The following is a 25,352-nucleotide window of genomic DNA, read 5'->3' as shown; positions in this document are numbered from 1 at the left end:
CTTCTCTCATGGAGCCGTCGCCGGGCCGCCGGGGAAACGGCCGGAAGCGGCCGTTGATCCGGATCACCCTTGTCAGGCGGACCGATTCGTTATAGATCACAAACTATGAGGACCTCCCGCCCTAAGCTGCGGCCGTGCCTGTGACTCCTGGGATTCACCGACTGCTCGGCAGCGCTGTCATCGCGATCTCCGTGACCGCGCTGGCCCCGCCCGCCGCCCACGCCGCCCTGCCCGCCGACGTCACGTTGCCCGACACCCGGGTGACCGTCCGCGAAAGTCCTGGAGACCCTCTGACGGTGACCTCCTACACCTTCGACAATCTCGCCTACCTCCGCAAAGGCGATGTCTTCGGCAAACAGGCCGGCTACCAGGAGATCACGGTGTCGCCCGGGGGAGCCAAGGCGCTCGCGGTTCCCACCTCCTACAGCTCCGGTCACGACTCGGTGCTCCTGGCCGACCTGGTCGCGGAGAAGGCCGTCAAGGTCCAGACCGTCCAGAAGCCGCTCGTCGCCCACTTCGCCCACTGGTCCCGCGACGGCCGCAAGGTGGTCCTGACCGCCCAGCGGAAGGCCGGGACCGGCTGGGAGACCACCGGGTTCGTGATCGTCGACGCGGTGGCGAAGACAGCCCGCACCGTGGCCGTTCCCGGGGTGGACAAGGCCGCCAGGTTCCGGTGGACCCCGGACAACGCCCAGCTGGTGGCCGCCTACCAGAGCGGGCTGCGCTTCTACGGCCAGGACGGCTCCGTCAGACGCACCCTGACGAAGACCGGGGCTCCCGCCGGGGGCGAGGACGTCTTCTCCCCCTCGGGGAAGGGGCTGATGACCTGGTGCCCGGCGAGCTACACCGAGTACGTCTGCGTCTGGGACCGCGTCTCCGGCAAGCTCGCGGCCAAGGTGAACATCAAGCCGAAGGCCCTGCTCGGCTGGTGGGACGAGCGGAGCTTCATCGCCGTCGTCCCCAGTTCGAGCGGCTATCGGGCCGTGCTGGTCGACGTCAAGGGCAAGGGGCTGCGGGTCCTGGCCGACGTCTCCGCCGCCGACTGGAACAAGAAGATCTATCTGAGCTACACACGCGGCTGAGCGGCGAGTCCGAGCGGCGAAGCGGGCGGGGCCGGATCTCCGGCGCCGCCCGCGCCCGTGCGCGGCGACCGGTCGCCGTGTGCGCGGCGACCGAGCCCGCCCGTGCGCGGCGACCGGTCCGGCTGCCCCGGTCGGCCGGTCCGGCCGCTCTCACGAGGGGCGACAACCGGGCTGCAAGGGGGATGCAGGCGGACGAACCTACGGTGCGGCCATGGAGGAGATGCGCTACACCAAGACTTTCAGGCCGTTCCTGTTCATCCCCGGCGCGCACATCGTGTGGCTTCCGCTGGGACTGTTCTTCGTGGTTCCCGAGCTCATGGGCCACGAGATCGAGATGAAGCGCGGATCCGGGCTGACACTTGGGATCGTCTTCTGCGTCTTCGGGGTGGTCGCCGTCGTCGCGACCCTCCTGCTCGCCGCCTTCCTGAGCGGGTGCGACCGCAGGCGGGCGTTCCTGCGTGAGCACGGCCTGCGGGCCCAGGGCGTCGTCACCGCGGTCTCCGGCACGCCCAGCAGGATCAACGGCAGGGCGCTGATGCGCCTGCACGTCGAGGCGCCCGAGGTGCCCGGACTCGCGTTCAGGCAGCTCACCTTCGACCCGCTTCCCGAGGGAACCGCGGTCACCGTGGCCTACGACCCCGAGAACCTGCGCAGGGGATTGCTGGTCACGGCCTGAGGGGCTCCTCGCGCGCCCGCTCGGGGGCGCCCCGGGAGGCTCCGTACGGCCTGTCCCGAGGCCCCGGCGCGGGCCGGAGGCCCTCGGCGTCGCGCGGGCGGCGGGTCAGAGGTACAGGCCGGTGCCGTTGTCGGTCTGCGGTGTGGCGATGGCGTGCAGGTCGCGTTCGCGCATGACGAGGTAGAGCTGGCCGTGGACCTCGACCTCGTGCTGGTCCTCCGGGCTGAACAGGACCTTGTCGCCGACCTTGACGGACCGGGCGTTCGCGCCCGCGCCGCAGACCTCACCCCAGACGAGCCGGTTGGCCATCTTCACCGTCGCGGGAATGACGATGCCCGCGGTGCTGCGCCGTTCCTCGGACTCCTGCTCGACCTTGACCATGACGCGGTCGTGGAGCATCTGGATCTCGAATTTCGGGTCACCCACAGTAGAAGCTTATGGGAACGGCGGCACCGCGCCGGCTGATGTCCCAAGTCCGCCCTCTCTTCTCCCGTCAACCGCGCCGGCGGTTCGTCCGCCGCCGGTCGCCGCCGTGGCGGGTGCGGCCGAGTGCCTCGCCGGGGCTCGAGTCCGGGGCCGGAGGTATTGATAACACCTGAGGTACGGAAAGTAATATTTCGCGCTATGACGTCTTCTGAGCTCGTGAACGACTTCCTCAGCTGGCATCTGGAGGCCAATCCCATCCAGGCCGCCCTCATGGGAGCCGAAGGCTACGACCGGACCCTCGGCGACTTCACGGAGGCGGGCATCCTCGCCAGGGAGCGGGAGTCGCGGCGCTGGCTGGAGCGGTTCCAGGCGGTGGAGGAGGAGCAGGCGGGCAACCGGAGCGCGGAGAGCTTCGAGGACGGGATCGACCGCGGGCTCGTGATGTCCACGCTGCGCGGATCCCTGGCCTACGAGGCGTGGCCGACCTGGCGCCGGGATCCCTCCGTCTACGTGGGGGCGATCTTCGCCTCGATGTTCAGCCCGTTCCTGCACCGGCTGTCTCCCGAGGCGGAGCTGGTCGAGGCGGCCGTCGCGCGGCTGGCCGAGGTCCCCGACGTCCTGGCGGCATGCCGTGCGAACCTGGATCCGGCACTGGCGGCGGCGCTGCTGGTGGAGCGAGGGCTGGGCCAGGCGCGGACCGCGCGGCGCTTCCTCACCGAGACGGTTCCCGGCCAGGTCGCGGACGAGCGGTCGCGCGCCCGCCTCGCCGCGGCGGCGGAGCCCGCCGCCGCGGCGTTCGACGAGCTGGTCGGGTTTCTCGAGGGCTTCGAGGCCACGGGCACCTGGCGGATGGGCGAGGAGCTCTACTCGACGCTGCTGCGTGAGCGGGAGATGCTGGGCTACGGCGCCGACGAGCTGCTCAAGCGCGGCCAGGCCGCCTACGACGAGCTGGACGCGCAGATGCGCGAGGTCGCCAGGCGGCTTCCCGGCGGCTCCGACGATTGGCACGCCGCCGTCACCGCGCTCCAGGACGACCACGCGCCGACGCTGGAGGACATGCGGGCCGAGTACGAGTTCGAGACCGAGCGGGCCAGGGAGTTCGTGCGCGAGCGCGGCCTGGTGACGTTCGCCGAGGGCGAGGAGTGCCGGGTGGTGCCGTCGCCGGAGTTCCAGCGGCCCATCCTCTCCGTCGCCTCCTACATGCAGCCTCCGCCCCTTTCCCCCTCCAGGATCGGGCACTTCTTCGTGCCGTTCACCCCCGACTCCTTCACCGAGGAGCAGGTGCGCCAGCGGCTGCGCACCAACGCCAGGGCGCAGATGCCCTCCATCGCCGTCCACGAGGCCTACCCCGGTCACCACTGGCACCTGTCCTGGGTCGCGGGCAGCCCGCGCCGGGTTCGCAAGCTGTTCCGCACGCCGTACTTCGTCGAGGGCTGGGGCCTGTACGTCGAGAAGGTCATGCGGGAGCAGGGCTACTTCACCACTCCCGCCCAGGAGCTCGCCCACCTGGACTTCCGCCTGTTCAGGGCCGCCCGCATCGTCGTGGACACCTCGCTGCACTGCGGTGACATGAGCGTCGAGGAGGCGGAGGAGTTCATGACCACCAGGTCCTCGCTCACCCCGGGAACCTCCAAGGGGGAGGTCAACCGCTACTGCGCGTGGCCGACCCAGGCTCCCTCCTACCTCACCGGCGCCCTGGAGATCGACCGCATCCGCGACGACTACCTGGCCGCGGGCCGTGGCGACCTGCGCGCCTTCCACGACACCCTGGCGGGCTCGGGAGGCCTGCCCCTCGGTCTGGCCAGGAAGGTGGCCCTGGAAGGCTAGGGACATGTCCGAGAACGGGTCCGCGGGGGTGTCCGACGCCGAGGCGAGGGTGCTGAACGCCCTCGACGACGCCGAGACGGTCAGGCTGCTGGCCGATCTGGTGCGGGTGCCGAGCGTGACCGGCTCCGACGCCGAGTCGGAGCTGCAGCACCGCTGCGGGCGGCTGCTCGCGGAGGCGGGGCTGGACGTCGACCTCTGGAGGCTCGACCTCGACGCGCTCAGGGCCGCGCCCGGCTTCCCGGGAACCGAGGCCCCGCGGACCGAGGCCTACGGCGTGGTCGGCGTCACGGAGGGGGAGGGCGAGCCCGCACTCGTCCTGCAGGGACACGTGGACGTGGTGCCCGTCGGCGACCCGGCCAGGTGGGAGGGCGCCGACCCCTTCGACGCCAGGATCGCCGGCGACGTCCTGCACGGCAGGGGAGCCTGCGACATGAAGGGCGGGCTCGCGGCGAACCTCGCCGTCGCCGTCGCGCTGCGCAGGTCCGGCGTACGGCTCGCCCGCCCGCTGGCCGTGCACTGCGTGGCGGGGGAGGAGGACGGAGGACTCGGCGCGTTCGCCACCCTGGCCAGAGGCCACGGAGGCGCGGCGGCGGTGATGACCGAGCCGACGGGAGGGACGGTCATCACCGCGACCGCCGGCGCGCTGACGTTCCGGATCGAGGTGGAGGGGCGGGCGGCCCATGGCGCGACCCGCTATGAGGGGGTCAACGCCCTGGAGGTCTTCTGGCCGGTCTTCGAGGCGATCAGGCGTCTGGAGGCCGACCGCAACCGCGACGCCGACCCGGTCTTCGCGGGCAACCCGCTGCCGTACCCGATCGAGATCGGCACGGTCCGCGCGGGCGACTGGGCCAGCAGCGTGCCCGACCTGCTCGTCGCGGAGGGCAGGCTCGGCGTGCGCCTGGACGAGGACCCGGCACGCGCCCGTCTCGCCCTGGAGACCGCGATCGCCGAGCTCGGCCCGCCGTGGCTGAGGGAGCATCCTCCCAGGGTCACCTGGCCGGGAGGGCAGTTCGCGAGCGGGCGGCTGCCCGCGGGTCACGAGCTGCTGGACCAGGTGACCCGCGCGGTGGCCGAGGCGACCGGGAGCCGCCCCGCGGAGGCGGCCGCGCCGTACGGCAGCGACCTGCGCCTCTACGCCGCGGGCGGCGTCCCGGCCCTGCACTACGGGCCCGGCGACGTGCGCCTGGCCCACGCGCCGCGCGAGCGGGTCGACCTGCGCGAGGTGTGGGCCACCAGCAGGGCGCTGGCCCTGCTGGCCGTACGGCGCTGCGGGATCAGGAGCTGAGCGTCAGCCGGTCGTGACGCCGGACTCGACGGGCAGTCCCGCCTCGGTCCAGTCCTGGATGCCCTCGCGGTACTTGCGGACGTCGGTGTAGCCGAGCGCGGTCAGCCGCCGGGCCACCGCCTCGCTGTTGCCGCAGGCGGGGTTCGAGCAGTAGGTGACGATGGCGGCGTCCTTGTCGGGGAGCAGTTCGGCCGCGCGCTCGGCGACCTCGCTCTCGACCAGGGCGATCGCGCCGGGCAGGTGCTGCTGGGCGTAGTAGTCGCCGCCGAGGGCGTCCAGGACGACGACGGCGCCCGCCTCGATCGCGGTCCTCAGCTCGTCGCGGGTGATCAGTGCTGTCATGGCTGGCCCTCCAGGACCTAAAAGGACTATAGTCCGTTTGTGTGAGTGATCTGGAATCTAGCGGACCGCAGTCCGCTTCGTCAACCGAGTCGCTGCGCGTGCTGCTGGACGAGCCTCGGAGGGAGCGGGCCGACGCCGCGCGCAACCGTCTGAAGGTGCTGGCGGCGGCGGCGAGGCTGTTCCGTGAGAAGGGCGTGGACGCCGTCTCGATGGACGCGGTCGCGGCCGAGGCGGGAGTGGGCAAGGGCACGCTCTTCAGGAGGTTCGGCGACAAGGCGGGGCTGGCCGTCGCGCTCCTGGACGAGCGGGAGCGCGAGCTCCAGGAGGCGATCCTGAGCGGCCCCGCGCCCCTGGGCCCGGGAGCCCAGGCCGCCGAGCGGCTTGCCGCGTTCGTCGAGGCCTACCTCGACTACCTGCTGGGCCACCTCGACCTGGTCAGGATGTCGGAGACCGCGAGCCCGGGGGCCCGCTACCGCATCGGCGCCTACCGGTTCTGGCACCGCCACGTGGCGATCCTGCTCGCCGGGACCCGCCCCGGCTGCGACGCCGACCCCCTCGCCCACGCCCTGCTCGCCGCGCTGGCCGCCGAGCACGTGACGGCCATGGTCGCCGAGTACGGCGAGGCGCGCGCGCGGCGGGCGGTCCGCACGCTGGCCCTGGGGTGACCGGGGCGGATCGCGGCGACGACGTGGGGTCCGCGCTCCGGACGGCTGACGGGGCGGACGGGCCGCCGCCCGGCCTCCCGGCGCGGTGACGTCCCGATGCCCTGACGCCGGGACGCCTGCCCCGCGCGAGGCGTCACGACGTCGGGCCTTCCGCCCGGTCAGCCGTACGGCCGAGCGGACGAAAAGGCCCCGCGCCCTACCGGGCGTCGCTTCCCTGCGGCGCGCCGGGCGCCGCTAGCACCACCAGTCGGTCAGGTATGACGAGCCGACCCCGGCGGGACGCGCGCCCGCCCGCATGCACACCAGGGAGCTGTTGACGGTCTTCAGCGCGTTTCCGTAGTTCCTTCCGGTGCCGATGGTCCTCAGGTCGCACTGCCTCCACGTGGTTCCGCCGTCTCCGGAGATGTCGATCCAGATCTGGTCGCCGTTCTGGGAGTTCTGCACGCGCGTCCACGCGTACTGGACCCCGTTGATCTGCCCGGTGCGCAGCTCCAGCGTCCGCCCCGGCATCGGGGTCGACTTGACGGTGCTGACGCCGGTGGCGTTGACGGGGTTGACCATTCCGGCGCACGAGACCGGGACGGCGGCCCCGGCGGCGGCGTCTGTGGCGGCGTCTGTGGCGGCGTGGGCGGCGGCGGGGGCGATCAGCAGCGAGCCGGCCGCCACGACGCTGAGCGCCGCGCGCTTCCCGAAGGTCATTCGCATGGTGATCCTCTCCGTTTCCGAGCTCGGATGAGAACGTCTCGAGCTCTGACAGGGGTGGGGGAACGCGGTGACCGGCCGGTCTTTCGCTCCTGGCGCCGGCGCCGCGCTGTTTCCAGACCGAGGTTGCGGAAGGCCGGGACATCCCACAAGGAAGATTGCCAAGATGGGACGTTGAGATGTCCCAACCACCGCGAGCTGTGAGGTTTCGGATCTGCTGGGATACAGGTGAGACGACTGCCTCGGCAGCCCTGGGGCCCTGTGGCTCGCCTTCGCTGCGGAGACGCAATGACACAGGGGGAGGAAGTCCAACGGTTCGCCGCCCGGCTTCGGGCGCTCAAGGACCGTTCGGGGGTGAGTTTCGAGGCGCTGGCGCGCCGGAGCGGGATCAGCCGTTCCAGCCTGCACCGCTACTGCGCGGGCACCAAGATTCCCGCGGCCTACGGCCCGGTGCACGCCTTCGCCAAGGCCTGCGGCGCGAGCAACGAGGAGTCCCGGGAACTGCACCGGTTGTGGGCGCTGGCCGACGCCGCGCGACCGTCGTCCGCGGCGGCCGGGAGCCCCGCGGCGGCCGGGAGCCTCACGGAGGAACCGGACGCCGGGCGCCGGCGGGACGGCGCGACGCCGGACAGCGCGGCCCCAGACAGCGCTGCCCCGGACAGTGCGCCCCCGGAGGAGCCGCGGGTGGTCGCGCCCGCGCGGTGGTGGCGTCCCGGCGGCAGGCGGGTGGGGCCGTCTCTCGTCGCGGGGGTCGTCCTCGCCGCGGCCGCGGTGACCGTCGTCCTCATGTCGGGAGCGGGCCGCGGCGACGGTCTGCCGACCATCGCCGAGAGCCGGTCAGGCACGGTGACGGCCACCGTCCGGGTGTTCAACGTCGAGGGCGACTGCAAAACCAGGAAGGAACGGGTTCCGGCCTGCAGCATGGGCCTGGCCCGTGACCCGCGCAAGAGATACGACGTCCACAACGTGGTCGGCCATCGCATCTGGCACGGCGACGTCCTCAACGCCGACTGCGTCTTCCACGAGGGCGAGCGGGTCGAGGACGAGACGGGCGTCGGCACGACACGCTGGTTCCGGGTCTGGCTCGACGACGTTCCCGGCGGCGCCGCCTGGCTTCCCGCGGTCCGCACCCATGACGACCCGAAGGTGCCGCCCTGCACGGGATAGCGGCGGCCCGCGTCCCGTGGGAGAGCCGCGGGTGACGGGGCCCGCAGGGGTGCGCGGCCCGGAGGCGACGTCCCCGGCCGCGCGTCCCGGCGCGAGGACGCGTGGGCGCGCCGGCCTGTCCCGGGCGGGCTCGGGACAGGTCAGGCGTAGGCCCCGCGGACCTCGACGATGTCGGCCAGGGGGAACTCCAGGTAGTCTCCGGCCTCCTCGCACCACGCGTCGAGCACTCCGCTGCGCAGCTCGCCGTGGCTGATGGTCGCGGTCAGCCCGTCGGCCAGCCTGATCGCCGCCCGCACCCCCCGGTCGACCACGAAGCCGAGCAGCGACTGCTGGGCCGTCGGCAGCCGGGAGGCCATGCGGCCGATCACCGCCCACGTCCTGCCGTTCTGCTGGGCGGCGCCCCCGTCGACGGCGAGCAGCCGCTGGGCGTGCTCGCGCGGATCGGGCGGGATCTCGAACAGGGAGTAGGGCGGCTGCTCGAACTCGGCGACGCGGCCACCGGGCAGCAGGATCAGCCGCCCGCTCTGGGGCTCCTCGATCCGGGCCCGGCGAACGGTGATCTCCCCGGTGTCCTCGATCGGGACCGGGGCGTAGCCGTTCTCCCGCAGCGCGGCCAGGGTCTTGGCCGCGGGCACGGCACTGGCCAGCACGGTCGGCGCGAGCAGCCGCAGGCCCAGTCTGCCGAGCCGTCTGTGCCCGGCGATCTCGGCCAGCAGCACCGGGTCGGAGGCCTGCACGATGCAGGCGACCGTGGTGACGGTGACCTCGCCGTGCCGCCTGGCGACGTCGCGCACGAGGTACTCCAGCGGCTGCGGAATCGTGCCCACCTCGGCGAGCTCGGCCAGCAGGTCGTCGGCGGCGCACCCGGCGTCCATCGCCCGCCGTACGCTCATCGGGCTGAACCGCCACACCGAGGCGGCCCCCCTGGACTCGCGGTCGGCCGCCCGGTCGAGCAGCTCGGCCAGTTCGGCGGAGGGCGGGCCCGTCACCACGGCGGTGAGGTCGGCCCCGAACAGCGCGCTCCGCCGTACGCTGGCCAACGCTCTGGTCGAGCACTCCACCAGCACCGGATCGTTCTCCACGAGCGGCGTCGAGTCGTCGTTCTCGTCCCCCGCGGCGTCCAGGACGGCCAGCGCGCGGCCCAGGTCGGTGATCGTGTCGTAGGCGACCAGCCCGAGCATCCTGGCCTCGTCGAGCACGGCGGGCGCGCACTCGGCCAGGAGCGGCTGCTCGAGCAGCGGGGCGTGCCAGTGGGCGGAGCCGACCAGCCCCGCCCGGTCGGCGCACGCCGTGCTGGCGGGCAGGCGGGCCAGCACTCCGAGCACCGCCCGCCTGGCCCTGGCGACCATCGCCCCCATGGGGTCGTCGCCGAGCACCGTGCCGTACTTGCCGTCGATCCGGCGCAGCGAAGAGCGCTCCATCCGCCACCACGCCGACAGCAGCACCCGCAGCCTGGCCGCGGCGTCGTCCAGCCGCCAGCGGTCGAACTTCTCGGTCGGAACCAGCCCGCCCGCCGAGTCGTCCCAGGCCAGCAGTCTGGCCACCGCGCATATCTCCAGCAGCAGCCGGGTCTCGTCCTCGTCGCAGCCGGTGTCCCTGGCCAGCCTGCGCACCTCGCGCACGCCGACCCCGCCCGCCTTCAGCAGCGGCAGCGGGACCTTGGCGGTGTTCTCCAGCATCGCGGCGCAGCGCTCGACCATGTGCGGGGCGGCCAGCGTCATCAGGTGGTCGACGGCCTCGGGATCCACCGGGATGGTCGCCAGGTCCGGCGGGGCGGGGGTGAACGGCGGGTGGTAGCCGGGGCCGCGCAGCGCGAGCGCGACCTCCCTGGGCATCTCGGCGGTGTTCCAGCTCGGCCGGAAGAGCAGCCCGTGGTCGCCGGCCCACTTCTCCGGGGAGCCCGGCGCCACGAACCGGCCCCCGTCGACGTCACGGGCCGGGCCCTCCCAGGCGAACTCCTCCAGCAGCCGTCCCGTCCCGTCGGGCGCCCGCTCCAGCAGCGTGGCCAGCCGCGCGGGGTCGGAGAGCGTCTCGGCGACCTTGGCGATCGTGTGGCGCTTCGGGCCGTGGGGCAGGCCGAGCGTCCTGGCGAGCGCGCGCAGGGCGTCGGCGCTCACGGTCCACGAGTCGAGGTAGTGCGTGAGCGGCTCGCCGAGGCCGCACGGAGCGGCCCACCGGCGGGCGACGCCGTCGGCGATCCTGATCAGCCCCTCGTCGTCGGGCCAGGCCAGGGCGTGGTCGAACAGCAGGTCGACCCAGGGGGCGATCTCGGCCTCCGGCACGCCCATGAACCCGGCCAGCGCCTCGAGGTCGACGCGGCCGCCCATGGCCAGCGCCGCCTGCGCCACCTCCAGTGAGGGCAGCGGAAGGCCGCGCATGACCGCCGTCACCGCGGACCCGTTTCCCAGCCGCTGCGCCAGGGTGTCCAGGCGGCGCGGCCACGGCGGGGCGATGGCGTCCGGCCGGTTGGCCAGAACCCGGGTGAGCCGTTCTTCGTCGAGGGTCTTCAACCAGCCGTGCAGATGATCGTTCATCTCGCAGCTCTCTGCAGGAATCTCGCGTGGGGACTCTCCGTGAGCCATAAACATCCACGGTAATGCAGAGGGCATCTCGGCGGGATGCACCGCGCAGAATGCGACTGGTTCCAGCGATGTTCTCCGGGTTTTGACCGCTCCCGGGACCGCACGTGGGGGTACGCGGCGGCCCCGGGAGCCGGTCGGCGCCAGATGAGGGGAAGAGGCGGCGCCTTTTCGGGGAGGGCGATGGGGCCGGAACGGCCGCCCTCGGGACCGTCGTGGACGGCTGCCCCGAGGGTCTGGCGGGGACGGCTACCTGAGGACGGCCCAGACGATCTTGCCGTAGGGCGCCAGGGGGGCCCAGCCCCAGCGGGCGCTCAGCGACTCGACGATGTGCAGTCCGAGCCCGCCGATGTCCAGGGGTGACGGATCGCGCAGCGTGGGGAAGCCCGATCCCGGGTCGTTCAGCGCGCAGGCGACCAGGCCTCCCCGGCGCAGCAAGGAGAGCCTGATCGGTTCCTTGGCGCGGGACTCGGCCAGTCGCAGACCGTGCCTGAAGGCGTTCGTGGCCAGCTCGGAGACGACGAGCTCCATGTTCTCGCTCAGCTCGCTGAGCTTCCAGCCGGTGAGCGTCCCCGTCGCGAAGCTGCGGGCGGAGTGCACGGACTCTGCCTGCGGGGGGAGCACGAAGGTGGCGCTGGCCATGGCCGTCGACCCGGAGAGGAGGTCGCGGGCGGCGTCTGGCCACCAGCCGACGGGGGGCCACCAGTCAAGCGCCGTCCAGGAGGTTCGGGAGAGCGCGGTTTGGGTGGACTGCACATCGATCATCATGGTGCAAACTCCCGTGCAGGTGCAAGAGCGAATGCACGTGCATAAGGTGTGTGCAACCGCTACGGTTACCCATGAATTCGGCAATCGGGACAGAAAGGGGATCTTGTCCGCGGCTAGGGAATCTTGTGCCGCGAAGTGACAGACTGTCGATCAGGAAAGCGAGCGAGGAGCAACCACGTGTCCATGGACCCGCCAGGTACCGGTTCCACCGTTCGGCGCATCATGCTCGGCGCAAGCCTGCGCCGTCTGCGTGAGGAGAAGGGGCTCCCCCGTGAGGTGGCCGGATTCCACATCCGGGCCTCGGAGTCCAAGATCAGCCGGATGGAGCTGGGACGTGTCGGTTTCAAGACACGGGACGTGGAGGACCTGCTCACCCTGTACGGCGTGCTCGATGACGCGGAACGGCGCGGCCTGCTGGAGATGGTCCGCGAGGCGAACACCCCCGGTTGGTGGCACAAGTACGGCGATCTCCTGCCGAACTGGTTCACCACCTATGTGGGGCTGGAGGAGGCGGCGAACGTGATCCGCACCTACGAGGTGCAGTTCGTTCCCGGCCTGCTGCAGACGGCCGCCTACGCGCGCACCGTGATCCGGTTGGGCTACCCGGACGTGCCGGAGGCGGACATCGAGCGGCGTGTGCATATGCGCATGCAGCGTCAGGAGCGTCTGACGAAGAGGGACAGCCCGCGCCTGTGGGCGGTCATCGACGAGGCGGCCCTGAAGCGCCCGATCGGAGGACGGGAGATCATGCGGGAACAGCTCCAGCACCTGCTGGAGGTGGCCTCGCTGCCCAACATCACCATCCAGGTGATGCCCTTCCGGTTCGGCATGCACGCGGCCGAGGGTGGTGCGTTCAGCATCTTGCGGTTTCCCGAGTCCGACCTGTCGGACGTCGTTTATGTCGAGCAGCTCTGGGGTGCCCTCTACCTGGACAAACGTGAGGACATCGATCCATACCTCACGGCTATGGAGCAGCTGTGCGTGGAAAGCACCACGCCTGGGGGCACCGCCGAGATCCTCGGCGACCTTCTCAGAGAGATCTAAATGAAGCACACCTACAACGGCATGCCCGCCACGGACCTGGCCGGGGCGAGTTGGCGGAAGAGCCGTCACAGCAACTCGACGGGCAACTGCGTCGAGTTGGCCGAACTGCCCGACGGCAGTATCGCGGTCCGGAACTCCCGCTTTCCGGGAGGGCCGGCGTTGATTTACACCCGCGACGAGATCCGTGCGCTGGTGCTCGGGGTGAAAGACGGGGAGTTCGACAGCCTTACGGTGTAACGCCGTTTTCACACCAGGCGCGCGTGGTTGACCTCGGCGCGCCGGTGACGTAACTCGGGGAGCGGGTCGGCAGGAAAGAGTTGGGCCAACAGCGAATGGGGGTCCAAGCCGTGCTCGACCAGATGACCTTGTATCCCGTGGCCGACGACGTGCTCTTCGCACCGGGCGGTCGCGTCGTGATCCGCACCTATGGCGTCGCCTCGCAGGCCACAGGCGACGGTGCGATCACTCCGGTGTCCTACCGCACATGGGTCACCGGAGTGCGCGACCAGCCCTGTTACCGGCGGTGGGGCCACTTCGAGGACGCCCGCCGCGGTCACGAGGGGTTCTCGAGCGGCTGACGGGCCGAGGCCCGCGGCCCGGCGCGGTCGCGTCGACGGCCGCCTCGCGCGGGTCGCTCAGACGGGAGCGTTCCAGGCGAGCACGACCGGCTCGCCGTGTTCGAAGCCGAGCCTGGAGTAGGTGCCGGTGTCCAGACGGAAGAGACGGCCGTCCTGCGGAGGCAGGCCGAGCCAGCGGGCGCACAGCACCCGCAGGTAGTGCCCGTGGGCCACCAGGACGACGTCGCCCTCCGCCGCCCGAGCCCTGTCGATCACCCGGTCCACGCGCGCGGCGACCTGGGTCACGCTCTCGCCGGGATGCTCGGCGTCACCGGGGACGATCCCGTCGCGCCACAGATACCAGCCGGGACGCGTCCGGCGGATGTCCGCGGTGGTGATGCCCTCGTAGCCGCCGTAGTCCCACTCCCACAGGTCCGGGTCGACCTCGTAGCCCGTCAGCCCGGCGAGGTCGGCCGTACGGCGGGCCCGCAGGGCGGGGCTGACCAGCGTCAGGCCGAAGGACCTGCCCTTGACCAGCGGCGCGAGCGCCCGCCCCTGGTCCTCGCCCCTGCCGGTCAGCGGCAGGTCGGTGCGCCCCGTGTGGCGTCCGTTCCTGCTCCACTCGGTCTCGCCGTGCCGCAGCAGAATCATCTCGTCCATAGGGGATCCATCATGCCGCCACGGCCCGCGCGCCGCGCGGCGCCCCACGGACTTCCCGCGCGGGCACGGGGCACGCCACCCCGAGCGCACGCTCGGGGGAGGAGAGCGTGAGAAGCTGAGGCCGTGACGATATCCGTGGGTTTGGTGGGCGCGGGGCCTTGGGCGGAGATGGTGCACGCGCCGATGCTGGCGGCCGGACCGGACACGCGCCTGGCGGGCGTGTGGGCGCGACGCCCCGAGGTCGCGGCCAGGTTCGGCGTCCCGGTCTTCGACCGGATCGAGGAGCTGTTCGACAACTGCGAGGCGGTGGCGTTCTCCGTGCCGCCCGCCGTACAGGCCGAGCTCGGCGTGCTCGCCGCCAAGGCGGGCAAGGCGCTGCTGCTGGAGAAGCCGCTGGCCGCCGACCTGGACGGGGCCAGGCGGCTGGCCGAGGCGGTCGCTGAGGCGGGCGTCCCCTCCCAGATGGTCCTCACCTGGCGTTACTCGGAGGCGACCAGGGCGTTCCTGGCCAGGGTCTCGGCCATCGAGCCGTTCGGCGGGCACGCGGCCAACGTCTCCGGATCCCTGCTCGGCGGCGACTTCGCCACCCCGTGGCGGCTCGAGCGCGGCGCGATCCTCGACGTCGGCCCTCACATGATCGACATGCTGGACGCCGCGCTCGGCAGGGTCGCGGGGGTCCGCGCCCACGGTAACCCGAACGGCTGGGTCGGCCTGCTGCTGGAGCACGAGACGGGCGCGGTCAGCGAGGCGTCGCTGTGCATGAGCGTGCCGGGGGAGACGCCGCCCTCCCACGTGGAGGTCCACGGCCGTCTCGGCTGGGAGCGCATCGACGGCGGCCAGCTCGGCTCCGACGTCTTCGCCGTGATGCTCGCGGAGTTCGCCGAGACCGTGGAACGCGGCGGCGGCCACCCCCTCGACGCCGCCCACGGCCTGCGCCTCCAGGAGATCATCGACGCCGCCGAACGGCAGCTCGGCTAGGGGGGGCCGCGCACCGGAAGAAGAGGCGCGTGAACCCTTGACGAAGGGTTCACCAGGAGGATTGATAGCGTTTGTCCGACGCGCAGCGCGTAGCGAAGTCCGGTGTGAGCCCGGCGCTGTCCCGCAACTGTCATGGCCCCACGGGCCGAGCCAGGTCGCCTTCCGCTGTGCCGACGTCGTCGACCCTCGTGGAAAGGGTGACCCCGTCCCTTCACGGGTCTCTCTGTTCCGGTAACTGAAAGGACCCCGCGTGAGGCCCGTACGCACCGCCTTCGCAGGCGCGCTGCTCGGAGTGCTGACACTGGCCGGATGCGGCCAGAACTCCGCCCCCCAGGGCACGACCGCTTCGGCGGCCCCCACGTCCGCGACCCCCTCCGCGTCGTCGGCGACGGCGTTCGCCGGAAGCGACGGCTTCCCCGTCACGGTGCAGGCGGGCAACGGGCCGGTCGTCGTCCAGAGCAGGCCCGAGCGGATCGTCTCGCTGTCGCCGACCGCGACCGAGAGCCTCTTCGCCGTCGGCGCGGGCTCCCAGGTCGTCGCGGTCGACGACCAGTCCGACTATCCGGCGCAGACGCCGAAGAGCGCACTGTCGGGCTTCAAGCCGAACGTGGAGGCGATCGTCGAGAAGAAGCCCGACCTGGTCGTGCTCGCGAACGACATCGACGGCGTCGTCGCCAAGCTGGGCAAGCTCGGCGTCCCGGTGCTGCTGGAGCCCGCGGCGACCAAACTCGACGAGGCCTACGACCAGATCGCCGACCTCGGCGCGGCCACGGGCAACACGGCCAAGGCCCAGGAGGTCGTCACCGGGATGAGGAAGCAGATCGACGATCTCGCCGCCGCCGCGCCCAAGGACAAAAAGCTCACCTACTACCACGAGCTGGACAGCACGCCCTACTCGGCGACGTCGACCACCTTCATCGGGCAGATCTACGGACTGTTCGGCCTGACCAACATCGCGGACAAGGCTCCTGAGGCGGCGGGCGGCTATCCCAAGCTCTCCGCCGAGTTCGTGGCCAAGGCGGATCCCGACCTCGTCTTCCTGGCCGACACCAAGTGCTGCGGCCAGTCCAAGGAAACCCTCGCCAAGCGCCCCGGCTGGTCCGGGCTCTCCGCGCTCAAGAAGGACCAGGTCGTCCTCCTCGACGACGACATCGCCTCTCGCTGGGGTCCCCGGGTCGTCGACCTCGCCAAGCAGGTCGGCGACGTCGTCCGCAAGGCCACGACCAGCTAAGTGACCAGGCTCTCCCGCCCCTCGGCCCCTTCCGGCGACAAGGACGCTCCTGTCGGCGGCGAGATCGTCCCGCCCGGCGGCAGGAGCGTGGCGGCCCGGCGCGCGCCGCGGCGGGCGGCCGGGCTCGGTCTGGCGCCGGCGTCGGCGGCCTGCTTCTTCCTGCTGGCGAGCATGCTCGCCGCCCTGCTGGCGGGAGCCGCCGACATGGCTCCGGGGAAGGTGGCGCTGCAACTGCTCGACTGGCTGCCGTTCGTCTCGCTCGACTCGGGACTGGCGCCGGTCGAGCGGGCGCTGCTGTTCGAGCTCAGGCTGCCCAGGGTCCTGCTCGCCGCGATCGTCGGCGGGCTGCTGGCCTGCGCGGGCGCCGGTTACCAGGGCGTGTTCCGCAACCCGCTGGCCGACCCCTACCTGCTGGGCGCGGCGGCGGGAGCGGGGCTGACGACCACCGCGGCGATCGTGTTCATGAAGGGCGACGGCAGCGCCCTCGTCGTGCCGGTCGCCGCGTTCGCGGGGGCCGTCGGCGGCGTGCTGCTCGCCTACGCGCTGGGCAACGTCGCCGGGCGGGGCGGCGGCACCGCCACCCTGGTCCTCGCCGGAGTGGCCGTCACCTCCTTCCTCTCCGCGGTCCAGACCTTCCTGCAGCAGCTCAACGTGGAGGAGCTCCAGCGCATCTACAGCTGGATCCTCGGCAACGTCGGCGGCGGCTGGGACCAGGTCTGGCTGGTCGCCCCGTACGCCCTGGTGTCCGTGGTGGTCCTGCTCCTGTACGGCAGACTGCTGGACGTCCTGTCGGTCGGCGACGACGAGGCGGCCAGCCTCGGCCTCGACGTGGCCAGGGTCAGGCTCGTCGTGCTGCTGGCTGCCTCCCTGGCGACCGCCTCCGCGGTCGCGGTCAGCGGCCTGATCGGCTTCGTCGGCATCGTGGTGCCGCACGTGGTCCGTCGCCTGGCCGGAGGGTCCTACCGGGTCGTGCTCCCGATCTCACTGGTCGGCGGCGGGGCCTTCCTGGTCCTGGCCGACCTGATCGCCAGGACCGTGATCGCCCCGGCGGAGCTGCCCATCGGCGTGGTCACCGCGTTCGTCGGCGCGCCGTTCTTCGTGGCCGTGCTGCGCCTGACCAGGAGGGTGGACACGTGAGCCGCGTCGAGGTGCGGGACCTCGCCGTCGTCCTGGGGACGCGGACCGTGCTGTCCGGCGTCGACTTCGAGGTGGGCGGCGGTGACTGGCTCGCCGTCATCGGGGCCAACGGGGCGGGCAAGTCCACCCTCCTCAGAGCACTGGCCGGGCTGCTGCCGCACTCGGGAGAGGTGCTCGTGGACGGTGTGCCGCTGCGGAGGCTGAAACCCAGGCAGCGGGCTCGCCTGCTCGCCTACGCCCCGCAGACCCCGGCGCTGCCCGCCGACATGACGGTGTTCGACTACGCCCTGCTCGGCCGCACGCCGTACATTCCCCATCTCGGCAGGGAGAGCCGTGGGGACCGGGAGGTGACGGCGTCGGTGCTGGAACGGCTCGACCTGTCCTCCTTCGCCTCGCGCGCGCTCGGCCACCTGTCGGGCGGCGAGCGGCAGCGGGTCGTGCTCGCCAGGGCTCTGACGCAGCAGGCCCCCGTGCTCCTGCTCGACGAGCCGACCACCGCCCTCGACCTGGGACACCAGCAGCACGTCCTGGAGCTCGTCGACCGGCTCAGGCTGGCCGACGGGCTGACCGTGGTCACGACCCTGCACGACCTGAGCCTCGCCGGCCAGTACGCCGACTCGATGATGCTCGTCGCGGGCGGCGGGACGGCGGCCTCGGGCACTCCGGCCGAGGTCCTGACCGAGGAGCTGATCGGCAGGCACTTCGACGCCCGCGTCCGCGTCGCGACGGGCGTGGCCGGCAGGCCCGAGGTCCACCTGGAGCGTCCTTGACACACCCTCGAGACAACGGCGCGACGCCGGACCGGACTGTGGAGCGGACGATGGAACTGAGTCACCGCGAGGAGGACGGGGCCAGGCTGGCCTCGCTGCTGTGGGAGTTCGGTCCCGGCTGGAGGGCGATCTCCTCGGCGATGGTCGGCGGCGGCATCGGGCCCGCGAGGTGGGCGCTCAACGCCCAGGTGATCGGCGGCTACTCGCGCATGGACCCGGTCGAGCACCTGCTGGAGATGGCCCCGAGGGGGCCCGGCGTCGGCATGCTGACCGCCGCCTCGGTCGACCGCTTCACCACGGCGACGGACGGGGGAGTGGAGGCGGCGGCGACCGTCGGCCTGCGCGTCCCCACCTGGGCCGCGGCCCCCGACGGCGTCCCCGACCCCGAGCTCGCCCCCATGCATCTCCCCGGGACGATCAACATCATCGTCGCCGTGCCGGTCGCGATGACCGACGCCGCCCTGGTCAACGCCGTCATGACGGTCACCGAGGCCAAGACCCAGGCGCTGGCCGAGGAGGGCTTCCCCGGCACGGGCACCGCCTCGGACGCGGTCTGCGTGGCCGTACGCGAGGAGGGGCCGCGGGAGCTGTTCGGCGGCCCCAGGTCGACCTGGGGCGCCCGCGTCGCCCGCGCGGTCCACGACGCCGTACGGCGCGGCGCCCGCGACTGGATGAACCGTGACGGATCGACTACTTCAGGTTAGGGAATCGCGGGAAGTGCCATGCGGGTGGAAGTGAGACTCCCGATACTGGGCAGGTGACCGCGATGGCGACGACGGAGCCGACGACCGGGCGGACGGTTCTTCCAGGAGAGCCGCCGTTCACCGTCGACGACCTGCTCAGGTTTCCCGACGAGGGGAGCCGCTACGAGCTCTTCGACGGAAGTCTGCTGATCAGCCCCCCTGCGACTCCTGCGCACCAGCGTGCGGTCGTCCGTCTCGCGCGGATCGTCGAAGACGCCGCACCGGTGGAGTTCCAGCCGCTTCCGGGAGTCAACCTCCGGGTGGGGCCCCGTGACTTCTTCATCCCCGACCTCGTCGTGGTGCCGACGGAGGCCGTCGCCGAGACGGAGCTGATGTTCACGCCGGACGACGTCCTGCTGGCGGTTGAGATCGTCAGCCCGACCACCCAGATGCGTGACAGGCACATGAAGCGGTCCGCCTACGCGGCGGCGGGCATCGAGCTGTACTGGCGGATCGAACTGTCCGAGGGGCCCTGCCTGCACGTCCTCGAGCTCGTGGGAGACGACTACAAGCCCGCGGGAAAGCACGCCGCGGGCAGGGTGGCTGACCTGTTCGCCCCGTTCGAGGTGAGCTTCGACCCCGCGGTGCTGCTGCGCCCCCGCGGTTGAGCGGACCTCTCCTCCCCGCGCGTGTGCTCCTCCACATCCCTGCCCCCTCCACACCCGTGCGCTCCGCCGCGCGTGACTCTCGTGCGCCCCTGCCCGGCGCCGCGACCCCGCCTCCGCGCTTTTCGCGCTCTCCGTCGTGTGCGACGTCATCGGCCCGCCGTACGGTGACGGCGATCGACGTGTCCCTCACCGGGCTGTCCGATATAGATGCTTTGTCTGGAGCTGTGCTGGCTGAGGGGGCTCTGTCCGCCGGATCTTCCGTCGTGTGAGCTGGGTGATCAAGAGTTATTTCCCTGGCGAACGCCTGTCCGTATGCCGTTCTATTGACTTCTGCACTACGGTTGCCACGCTTGTCCTTATCCCCCTTATGGAGTGGCTATGCGGCGGTTCGGCTTGGCTCTGGCGCTCCTCGGCGGTTTCACGCTCGTGACCGCCGTGACGCCCCCTGCCCTGGCACACGAGCATCCCAGCGGGATCACCGACCTGGTGACGCCCGCGGTCGTCAGGGTCGAGGCCAAGGCGCACGTCGACATCACCCTGCTCGACCACATCGGCGAGCTGGTCCACGTGGAACGCAGCTACGAGGTGCCGATCGGCGAGGGCACCGGGACCGTCGTCAACCCCGAGGGCGGCATCGTCACCCTCACCCGGGTGGTCAGGACCGACAGGGACGTCGCGGTCTACGCGGCCAACAAGATCTTCGCCGAGCACCACAAGGTCAAGATCCCCGAGGACTTCGAGCGGCACACGGTCAAGGACGACCAGCTCAACCACCACCTGCAGGAGTGCTACCCGCCCAAGCAGCCGACGGCCACCTGCATCATCGACGTCACCACCGAGATCCGCGTCTTCCCCAACATCTCCCCGCCGGACAAGGAGGGGTTCAAGGCCGAGGTCGTCCGCGCGGGGGACCGGCCCGACAGCCCCGCCGTGCTCATGCCCGTCGGACGCGCCGACGGCAGCGCGGGCCTGCCGACGGCGCCGCTCGCCGCCCAGGTGCCGGACAAGGAGGCCTCGCCGGTCGCGGTCGCCGGGTTCACCGGACGGCCCGCCGCCACCCTGCCGGAGACCGTGGACATCGCCCACCTGAGCGCCGGAGGCGCGGGAGAGGGCGGACGGCGGTTCAAGGACCCGGAGAACAAGGTCGACGAGCCGCGGAAGCTGGGCGCGCTCGTCGACAGGGGGCTGCTCGGCGGCCCGGTGATCGAGGACAAGAAGGGCGAGGTCATCGGCCTGCTGATCGGTGGCGGCCAGGACGGGCGGATGATCGGCGTCAGGGAGATCGCCAAGGCGCTGGCCGAGGCGAAGGTCACGCCGAGACGCGGTCCGATCGACGCCGCCTTCGAGCAGGCGCTGACCCGCTTCCACACCCGCTACTACGGCGACGCCGTCCCCGCCTTCCAGCGCGTCCTGGACCTCTACCCCGGGCACACCGTGGCCGCGGCGCACCTGAAGACGGCCCAGCAGAAGCGGGGCACCGCCGAGGACGAGGGGGCCAGGAAGGCGGACGCCGCCGCGGCAGGCGGCGGAGCCGGGCTTCCCCTGTGGCCGTTCCTCGTCGCGGGCGGAGTGCTGGTGCTGGCCGTGCTGGCTGGAGCGTTCCTGATCTGGCGGAGGAGGGGAGCCGCGGAGGAGGACGAGGAGGACGAGGACACCGCGGGGGACACGAGCGGGGACACGACGGGAGACACGGCCGGGGGCGTCACGGGGAACACCGAGCCGGGCGGTCACCCGCAGCCCGGCCCGCTGTTCACCGGCCCTCCGTCCACGCCGAGGCGGCCGCCGCTCGACGAGGGGGCGGACGCCACGGTCGTGGTCGGCCGTTCCTTCCCCGCGCTGCCCAAGGTGACGCCCTCCTCGTCCCCCAGGGCGGGTGAGCCGGGCCAGCCCGTGCTGGTCGCGCGGGACCCTGCGGCGAAACCGGCCGCCGGGAGCGCTCCGGCGGCGCGGGACACCGGGACCAGGCCCACGGAGATCGTCCAGAAGTACTGCACCGCCTGCGGAATGCGGCTCGGACCCGCGCACCGCTTCTGCGGCTACTGCGGTCACCCGTCGGAGACGTGATGGCCCAGAACGACAGAGCCCTGATCGGCCAGGAGGTGGCCGGCTACCACGTCGAGGACCTCATCGGCAAGGGCGGCATGGCCGTGGTCTACCTCGCCGTCGACCCCCGGCTGAACCGCAAGGTGGCGTTGAAGATCCTCAACCCGCTGCTCGGCGAGGACGACCGCTTCCGTCAGCGCTTCGTCCTGGAGTCGCGGACGGTCGCCAGCATCGACCATCCCAACATCATCCCGATCTACGAGGCCGACTCCGCCGAGGACGGCACGCTCTACATCGCGATGCGCTACGTCGACGGTCCCGACCTGCGCCGCCTCTTCTACGACCGGGGGCCGATGCCGGTCAGCCAGGTGAGCCGGATCTTCGCCCAGGTGGCGGCGGCGCTGGACACCGCGCACGCGCACGACCTGATCCACCGCGACGTCAAACCCGCCAACATCCTGATCGCGGGCCACACCGAGGGCGACCACGCCTACCTCACCGACTTCGGCATCACCAAGCACCGCACCTCGATCTCCGGGCTGACCCAGACCGACCAGTTCATCGGCACCCCCCGCTACATGTCCCCCGAGCAGATCAACAAGGAGCACATCGACGGCCGCTGCGACCAGTACGGCCTGGCCTGCGTGGTCTACGAGGCGCTGGCCGGGCGGCTGCCGTTCCAGCGCGACAACGAGATCGCGCTGCTGTGGGCGCACCTGGCCGAGGCGCCCACGCCGCTCAGCACGCTCAGGCCGGAACTTCCGCTGGAGGTCGACGGCGTCATGATGCGGGCGCTGGCCAAGTCGCCCGAGCAGCGCTACGACACCTGCACGCAGTTCGTCGCCGAGTTGCGCGACGCGATCAGCGGCCAGTCCTACCAGCTCGCCCAGGCCGCGCCGAGGACGGAGGCCGGACCCGGGACCGCGCGGGGAGAGGGGAAGCCCTCCGCGAAGGGGGGCGGGAGACCGCAGGGGAGGAAGAAGGCGGGCGGGACCGGACGCGGCGGCAGGGGCGTCCTCGTCGGCGCGGCGGTGGCGGTCGCGGCCGTCGTCGCGCTGGTCGCGGTGCTCGCCACGATCCTGCGGGGCGGTGACGCGTGGACGTCGTACGCGGGCTCGTCCGCCGTGCCGATCGCCTTCGAGCATCCCGGCGGCTGGACCCCTCACCCGCACGCGGACGTGTTCGTGGTGACGTCGCCGAGGGCGACGGAGTTCGACGCGCTGTTCGGCACGCCGGTCACCGCCGACTGGGCGACGGTGAACGAGATCATCAAGAGCTCCCCGGGGGAGGCCACCGGGATCTACGCGCAGACCCTCGACACCCTCGACCCTCGAGGCGGGACCCAGCAGCTGCAGGAGACCCTGCAGTCGTCGCTGCCGGGCGCGGTCAACGTCTTCTCCGAGGTGGTTCAGGTGCGGGTCGGAGGACAGTCCGCCGTACGCCTGGAAGGGTCGATCGCCGACCCGCAGGGCGGCGGCAAACTGGACTTCACGGGATGGGCCGTGGAGCGGCCGGACGAACCAGCTCTTATGATCTATTTCTGCGCACCCGGCACATGTGACGTCACCCTGGCCAACCGGTTCGTGCGGAGCGTGTCCTTCCGGACGTCCTGACTTGTGACCCACTTGTAAGCCACTTGTCTGGGCGTTTTGTCCTATATGAATAAGCGGGGGGAGGGTTTAGTCTCCCCGCATGGCGGTTCCCTCTCCCCTGGCTCGGCGCTCCCGCACGGCGTCGACCGTTCGACGTTCCCGCACGACGTTCACCCCGCACCTCGCCGTGGCGTCGCTCACCCGCCACCTTCGCACCATCCCGAAGACCGACCTCCTGATCGGCCTCGGGGTCGTCGCCCTCGGCACGCTGGAGGCGTTCACCGTCGCCACCGAGTACGGTGCCGCCGAGACACCCGAACTGTGGTGGATCGGCCAGGCGGTCGTCACCGGCGCGCTGGTGTGGTTCCGGCGCAAGACGCCGGTCGCGGTCTTCATCCTGATGATCCTCGCCCAGTACGTCTGGCACCGTCAGGGCTACGAGCACTGCCAGACCTGGCAGCTCGCCTCCCTGCTGATCGTCTTCCACACGGTCGCCGCGGAACTCCCCCTCAAGCCGGGTCTCGCCTGGGCCGTGACCGGCATCCTGGTCTTCGACTCCGGGGCCGTCGACCACCGATGGCTCCCCTTCGACGAGGTCATCTTCCTCACGGTCGTCTTCGGCGCCGCCTACCTCACCGGTCTCGCCGTGCACGCCTACGCCGCCAGGGCCGAGCGCCTCGCCGCCCACGCCGTGCAGTTGGAACGCGACAGGGAACGCCAGGCCGCCGAGGCCGTCGCCCAGGAACGGGTCCGCATCGCCCGCGAACTGCACGACGTGGTCGCGCACAGCGTCAGCATGATGGTCATGCAGGCGGGGGTGCTGCGCCGTACGGGCGGCGGCGACGAGGAGATGCTGCTGGGCATCGAGCAGATGGGCCGCGAGGCGGTGGACGAGCTGCGCGTCATGCTCGGCGCGCTGCGCATGCCGCTCGACGAGGCCATCCCGCAACCCGGCCTGGACCTGCTGTCCGGCACGGTGAGCATGCTCGTCTCCTCCGGGCTGGAGATCACCTTCGACGTCGTCGGCGAGCCGGTACGGCTCCCGCCGGGCCTGGACCTGTCGGCCTACCGCATCGTGCAGGAGGCCCTCACCAACGCGGTCAAGCACGCGAACGAGTCCCGGATCCAGATCACGATCACCTACCACGCCGACCGCGTGGAGCTGGAGATCCTGGACGGCGGCGGTGGCGCCCCGTCCGAACTGTCGACGGGCAACGGCCTCGTCGGCATGCGTGAGCGCGCCGCGCTCTTCGGCGGCCGGTTCGAGGCGGGCCCCCGCCCCGAGGGCGGCTTCCGTGTCCACGCGTCCCTGCCGATCTCCCACCAGGAGGTGTTCGCCGATGAGCGGACCAAATGAGCCAATGACGCGGCACGCCGCCGAGCGGCGGGGCGAGGGGGAGAGATGACCATCCGCATCGTGATCGCCGACGACCAGGCGATGGTCCGCGCCGGGCTGAAGCTCGTCGTGGAGAGCGAGCCGGGCATGGAGGTCGTCGGCGAGGCGCCCGACGGCGTGGAGGCCGTCGCCGTGGCCCGCCGCACCCGCCCCGACATCGTGCTGATGGACATCTCCATGCCTCGCATGGACGGCCTCACCGCGGCCAGGCAGCTCCTCGACTGGCCGGACCCGCCGAAGGTCGTCATGCTGACCACCTTCGACACCGACGAGAACCTCTACGCCGCGCTCCGCGCGGGGACCAGCGGGTTCCTGCTCAAGGTCTCGCCGCCCGAGCAGCTCGTCGAGGCCATCCGCGTCGTCGTCGGCGGCGACGCCCTGCTCGACCCGGCCGTCACCACCCGCGTCATCGCCTCCTTCGCCGGTCGCCACGACCCCGCGCCCCCGCCGGAGCTGGCCGACCTCACCCCGCGCGAGCTGGAGGTGCTGCGCTTCCTCGCCCGGGGCCTGACCAACGCCGAGATCGCCGGGGAGCTCTTCGTCGGCGAGGCCACGGTCAAGACCCATGTGGCGCGGGTGCTCATGAAGCTTCAACTGCGTGACCGGGCTCAGGCGGTGGTGTTCGCGTACGAGTCGGGCGTGGTGCGGCCGGGGGCGTCGGTCTGACAGCCCGGACGGGGAACGGCGGCCGGGCAGAGCGGGCCGGGGAGACCGGCAGGACAGGCCGGGGCCCGGCGGGTTCTCGACGCGGCGAGGACGCTGGACACGCGGGCCTCCTGTCTGGTCTGGCCTGTCCGCTCTGCTGTCCGGTCCGGGCCCGTTCGGGCTCCCAGGGGACGTGCGGCGCGGCACGGGGACGGTGGTGCGACGGGTGGACCGACGCCGCGCGGGGCGGCCCCCAGGGTGGGGCGCGGTGTCGAGGGTGTGCGGTGCGGGGCCGTCACGAGGAGCGTAGGCCCCCGTCTCGTCCCCGGGCGTCCGCTTACGGGTGGACCCGCCATCCCCCGCGCGGCGTAACCGCTCTCGGGAGTGACGGGTCCTCGCGGCTGCTCGCCGGTCTCTCCGGGCCCTGCC

General features: G+C 71.9%; 25 protein-coding genes. 19 read left to right on the top strand and 6 right to left on the bottom strand.

Translation table 11 applies throughout. The annotated features are described in order from the left end of the window. Nucleotides 1-134 precede the first annotated feature (134 nt). Together PKF00_RS18210 and PKF00_RS18205 are read left to right on the top strand one after the other, a co-directional pair. Nucleotides 135-1,082, top strand: a complete 948-nt coding sequence (locus tag PKF00_RS18210) for a hypothetical protein (RefSeq protein ID WP_271218735.1) — start codon at nucleotides 135-137, stop codon at nucleotides 1,080-1,082. Nucleotides 1,083-1,293: 211 nt separating this feature from the next. Next, nucleotides 1,294-1,758 carry a DUF3592 domain-containing protein gene (locus tag PKF00_RS18205; protein ID WP_271218734.1) on the top strand — a complete coding sequence of 155 codons (465 nt, stop codon included), beginning with the start codon at nucleotides 1,294-1,296 and terminating at the stop codon, nucleotides 1,756-1,758. Between the two features lie 105 nt (nucleotides 1,759-1,863). Here the strand turns inward: PKF00_RS18205 and PKF00_RS18200 are convergent, their stop codons facing one another. Then, nucleotides 1,864-2,184, bottom strand: coding sequence for a GroES family chaperonin (locus PKF00_RS18200; RefSeq protein ID WP_271218733.1), 321 nt, complete (start codon nucleotides 2,182-2,184; stop codon nucleotides 1,864-1,866). Between the two features lie 198 nt (nucleotides 2,185-2,382). Between PKF00_RS18200 and PKF00_RS18195 the strand changes: the two genes are divergently transcribed. Beyond that, nucleotides 2,383-4,011 (top strand): DUF885 domain-containing protein, encoded by a 1,629-nt coding sequence (locus tag PKF00_RS18195; protein WP_271218732.1) that lies wholly within the window; start codon nucleotides 2,383-2,385, stop codon nucleotides 4,009-4,011. 4 nt (nucleotides 4,012-4,015) lie between these two features. Then, nucleotides 4,016-5,296, top strand: a complete 1,281-nt coding sequence (locus tag PKF00_RS18190) for an ArgE/DapE family deacylase (protein WP_271218731.1) — start codon at nucleotides 4,016-4,018, stop codon at nucleotides 5,294-5,296. A 3-nt stretch (nucleotides 5,297-5,299) separates the two neighbouring features. Here PKF00_RS18190 and PKF00_RS18185 read toward each other — a convergent pair whose 3' ends face one another. After that, a complete protein-coding gene (locus PKF00_RS18185) occupies nucleotides 5,300-5,638 on the bottom strand; it encodes a rhodanese-like domain-containing protein (protein ID WP_271218730.1) in 339 nt (112 codons plus the stop codon). Between the two features lie 98 nt (nucleotides 5,639-5,736). Between PKF00_RS18185 and PKF00_RS18180 the strand changes: the two genes are divergently transcribed. Next, on the top strand, nucleotides 5,737-6,303 hold the full coding sequence (locus tag PKF00_RS18180) for a TetR/AcrR family transcriptional regulator (protein ID WP_425582251.1): 567 nt from the start codon (nucleotides 5,737-5,739) through the stop codon (nucleotides 6,301-6,303). A 234-nt stretch (nucleotides 6,304-6,537) separates the two neighbouring features. Here PKF00_RS18180 and PKF00_RS18175 read toward each other — a convergent pair whose 3' ends face one another. Further along, nucleotides 6,538-7,008, bottom strand: coding sequence for a hypothetical protein (locus PKF00_RS18175; protein ID WP_271218728.1), 471 nt, complete (start codon nucleotides 7,006-7,008; stop codon nucleotides 6,538-6,540). A 285-nt stretch (nucleotides 7,009-7,293) separates the two neighbouring features. Here PKF00_RS18175 and PKF00_RS18170 point away from each other — a divergent pair, with 285 nt between their 5' ends. Continuing rightward, complete coding sequence (locus PKF00_RS18170) at nucleotides 7,294-8,172, top strand: helix-turn-helix domain-containing protein (RefSeq protein WP_271218727.1); 879 nt, start codon at nucleotides 7,294-7,296, stop codon at nucleotides 8,170-8,172. 140 nt (nucleotides 8,173-8,312) lie between these two features. Here the strand turns inward: PKF00_RS18170 and PKF00_RS18165 are convergent, their stop codons facing one another. Together PKF00_RS18165 and PKF00_RS18160 are read right to left on the bottom strand one after the other, a co-directional pair. Then, nucleotides 8,313-10,706: a helicase-associated domain-containing protein gene (locus PKF00_RS18165; RefSeq protein WP_271218726.1), complete on the bottom strand. Its 2,394-nt coding sequence runs from the start codon at nucleotides 10,704-10,706 to the stop codon at nucleotides 8,313-8,315. 294 nt (nucleotides 10,707-11,000) lie between these two features. After that, nucleotides 11,001-11,516 carry an ATP-binding protein gene (locus tag PKF00_RS18160; RefSeq protein WP_271218817.1) on the bottom strand — a complete coding sequence of 172 codons (516 nt, stop codon included), beginning with the start codon at nucleotides 11,514-11,516 and terminating at the stop codon, nucleotides 11,001-11,003. Between the two features lie 186 nt (nucleotides 11,517-11,702). Here PKF00_RS18160 and PKF00_RS18155 point away from each other — a divergent pair, with 186 nt between their 5' ends. The 3 genes from PKF00_RS18155 to PKF00_RS18145 all read left to right on the top strand — a co-directional run bounded on the left by PKF00_RS18155 (nucleotide 11,703) and on the right by PKF00_RS18145 (nucleotide 13,141). Further along, nucleotides 11,703-12,563, top strand: coding sequence for a Sco1979 family transcriptional regulator (locus tag PKF00_RS18155; RefSeq protein WP_425582248.1), 861 nt, complete (start codon nucleotides 11,703-11,705; stop codon nucleotides 12,561-12,563). After that, nucleotides 12,564-12,800, top strand: a complete 237-nt coding sequence (locus tag PKF00_RS18150; protein ID WP_271218725.1) for a DUF397 domain-containing protein — start codon at nucleotides 12,564-12,566, stop codon at nucleotides 12,798-12,800. A gap of 122 nt (nucleotides 12,801-12,922) precedes the next feature. After that, nucleotides 12,923-13,141: a hypothetical protein gene (locus PKF00_RS18145; RefSeq protein ID WP_271218724.1), complete on the top strand. Its 219-nt coding sequence runs from the start codon at nucleotides 12,923-12,925 to the stop codon at nucleotides 13,139-13,141. Between the two features lie 57 nt (nucleotides 13,142-13,198). On the opposite strand, the gene PKF00_RS18140 is transcribed toward PKF00_RS18145, so the two are convergent. Beyond that, nucleotides 13,199-13,780 (bottom strand): histidine phosphatase family protein, encoded by a 582-nt coding sequence (locus PKF00_RS18140; RefSeq protein WP_271218723.1) that lies wholly within the window; start codon nucleotides 13,778-13,780, stop codon nucleotides 13,199-13,201. A 123-nt stretch (nucleotides 13,781-13,903) separates the two neighbouring features. Between PKF00_RS18140 and PKF00_RS18135 the strand changes: the two genes are divergently transcribed. From PKF00_RS18135 to PKF00_RS18090, 10 genes are all read left to right on the top strand, one after another. Further along, a complete protein-coding gene (locus tag PKF00_RS18135; protein WP_271218722.1) occupies nucleotides 13,904-14,758 on the top strand; it encodes a Gfo/Idh/MocA family protein in 855 nt (284 codons plus the stop codon). A 250-nt stretch (nucleotides 14,759-15,008) separates the two neighbouring features. Beyond that, the gene (locus PKF00_RS18130) at nucleotides 15,009-15,989 is read left to right on the top strand and encodes an ABC transporter substrate-binding protein (RefSeq protein ID WP_271218721.1); all 981 of its coding nucleotides are present in this window, start codon (nucleotides 15,009-15,011) and stop codon (nucleotides 15,987-15,989) included. A gap of 171 nt (nucleotides 15,990-16,160) precedes the next feature. Continuing rightward, entirely contained in the window at nucleotides 16,161-17,126 is a 966-nt protein-coding gene (locus tag PKF00_RS18125) for a FecCD family ABC transporter permease (RefSeq protein ID WP_271218815.1), read from the top strand. Continuing rightward, nucleotides 17,123-17,896, top strand: coding sequence for an ABC transporter ATP-binding protein (locus PKF00_RS18120; protein WP_271218720.1), 774 nt, complete (start codon nucleotides 17,123-17,125; stop codon nucleotides 17,894-17,896). The genes PKF00_RS18125 and PKF00_RS18120 overlap by 4 nt, the downstream gene beginning before the upstream one ends. Nucleotides 17,897-17,946: 50 nt before the next feature. Next, nucleotides 17,947-18,600 (top strand): adenosylcobinamide amidohydrolase, encoded by a 654-nt coding sequence (locus PKF00_RS18115; protein WP_271218719.1) that lies wholly within the window; start codon nucleotides 17,947-17,949, stop codon nucleotides 18,598-18,600. Nucleotides 18,601-18,662: 62 nt separating this feature from the next. Then, the gene (locus PKF00_RS18110; protein WP_271218718.1) at nucleotides 18,663-19,247 is read left to right on the top strand and encodes a Uma2 family endonuclease; all 585 of its coding nucleotides are present in this window, start codon (nucleotides 18,663-18,665) and stop codon (nucleotides 19,245-19,247) included. 378 nt (nucleotides 19,248-19,625) lie between these two features. Next, nucleotides 19,626-21,311, top strand: a complete 1,686-nt coding sequence (locus PKF00_RS18105) for a hypothetical protein (RefSeq protein ID WP_271218717.1) — start codon at nucleotides 19,626-19,628, stop codon at nucleotides 21,309-21,311. Beyond that, nucleotides 21,311-22,903, top strand: coding sequence for a serine/threonine-protein kinase (locus PKF00_RS18100; RefSeq protein WP_271218716.1), 1,593 nt, complete (start codon nucleotides 21,311-21,313; stop codon nucleotides 22,901-22,903). Before PKF00_RS18105 ends, PKF00_RS18100 begins: the two co-directional genes overlap by 1 nt. A 79-nt stretch (nucleotides 22,904-22,982) precedes the next feature. Then, nucleotides 22,983-24,239, top strand: coding sequence for a sensor histidine kinase (locus PKF00_RS18095; RefSeq protein WP_271218715.1), 1,257 nt, complete (start codon nucleotides 22,983-22,985; stop codon nucleotides 24,237-24,239). 45 nt (nucleotides 24,240-24,284) lie between these two features. Next, the gene (locus PKF00_RS18090; protein ID WP_271218714.1) at nucleotides 24,285-24,944 is read left to right on the top strand and encodes a response regulator; all 660 of its coding nucleotides are present in this window, start codon (nucleotides 24,285-24,287) and stop codon (nucleotides 24,942-24,944) included. Nucleotides 24,945-25,352: the final 408 nt, after the last annotated feature.

Source organism: Streptosporangium carneum, from assembly GCF_027922005.1.
In the GTDB taxonomy this organism is placed as follows: domain Bacteria; phylum Actinomycetota; class Actinomycetes; order Streptosporangiales; family Streptosporangiaceae; genus Streptosporangium; species Streptosporangium carneum.
The sequence above is the reverse complement of the archived record's forward strand: the minus strand, read 5'-3'. Positions and strand labels throughout refer to the sequence as shown.

Coding starts and splice junctions, on each gene's coding strand:
- PKF00_RS18205 (WP_271218734.1), top strand. CDS start 1,294: ATGGAGGAGATGCGCTACACCAAGACTTTCAGGCCGTTCCTGTTCATC.
- PKF00_RS18195 (WP_271218732.1), top strand. CDS start 2,383: ATGACGTCTTCTGAGCTCGTGAACGACTTCCTCAGCTGGCATCTGGAG.
- PKF00_RS18190 (WP_271218731.1), top strand. CDS start 4,016: ATGTCCGAGAACGGGTCCGCGGGGGTGTCCGACGCCGAGGCGAGGGTG.
- PKF00_RS18185 (WP_271218730.1), bottom strand. CDS start 5,638: ATGACAGCACTGATCACCCGCGACGAGCTGAGGACCGCGATCGAGGCG.
- PKF00_RS18175 (WP_271218728.1), bottom strand. CDS start 7,008: ATGCGAATGACCTTCGGGAAGCGCGCGGCGCTCAGCGTCGTGGCGGCC.
- PKF00_RS18170 (WP_271218727.1), top strand. CDS start 7,294: ATGACACAGGGGGAGGAAGTCCAACGGTTCGCCGCCCGGCTTCGGGCG.
- PKF00_RS18165 (WP_271218726.1), bottom strand. CDS start 10,706: ATGAACGATCATCTGCACGGCTGGTTGAAGACCCTCGACGAAGAACGG.
- PKF00_RS18160 (WP_271218817.1), bottom strand. CDS start 11,516: ATGATCGATGTGCAGTCCACCCAAACCGCGCTCTCCCGAACCTCCTGG.
- PKF00_RS18155 (WP_425582248.1), top strand. CDS start 11,703: ATGGACCCGCCAGGTACCGGTTCCACCGTTCGGCGCATCATGCTCGGC.
- PKF00_RS18150 (WP_271218725.1), top strand. CDS start 12,564: ATGAAGCACACCTACAACGGCATGCCCGCCACGGACCTGGCCGGGGCG.
- PKF00_RS18145 (WP_271218724.1), top strand. CDS start 12,923: ATGACCTTGTATCCCGTGGCCGACGACGTGCTCTTCGCACCGGGCGGT.
- PKF00_RS18140 (WP_271218723.1), bottom strand. CDS start 13,780: ATGGACGAGATGATTCTGCTGCGGCACGGCGAGACCGAGTGGAGCAGG.
- PKF00_RS18125 (WP_271218815.1), top strand. CDS start 16,161: ATGCTCGCCGCCCTGCTGGCGGGAGCCGCCGACATGGCTCCGGGGAAG.
- PKF00_RS18115 (WP_271218719.1), top strand. CDS start 17,947: ATGGAACTGAGTCACCGCGAGGAGGACGGGGCCAGGCTGGCCTCGCTG.
- PKF00_RS18110 (WP_271218718.1), top strand. CDS start 18,663: ATGGCGACGACGGAGCCGACGACCGGGCGGACGGTTCTTCCAGGAGAG.
- PKF00_RS18105 (WP_271218717.1), top strand. CDS start 19,626: ATGCGGCGGTTCGGCTTGGCTCTGGCGCTCCTCGGCGGTTTCACGCTC.
- PKF00_RS18100 (WP_271218716.1), top strand. CDS start 21,311: ATGGCCCAGAACGACAGAGCCCTGATCGGCCAGGAGGTGGCCGGCTAC.
- PKF00_RS18095 (WP_271218715.1), top strand. CDS start 22,983: ATGGCGGTTCCCTCTCCCCTGGCTCGGCGCTCCCGCACGGCGTCGACC.
- PKF00_RS18090 (WP_271218714.1), top strand. CDS start 24,285: ATGACCATCCGCATCGTGATCGCCGACGACCAGGCGATGGTCCGCGCC.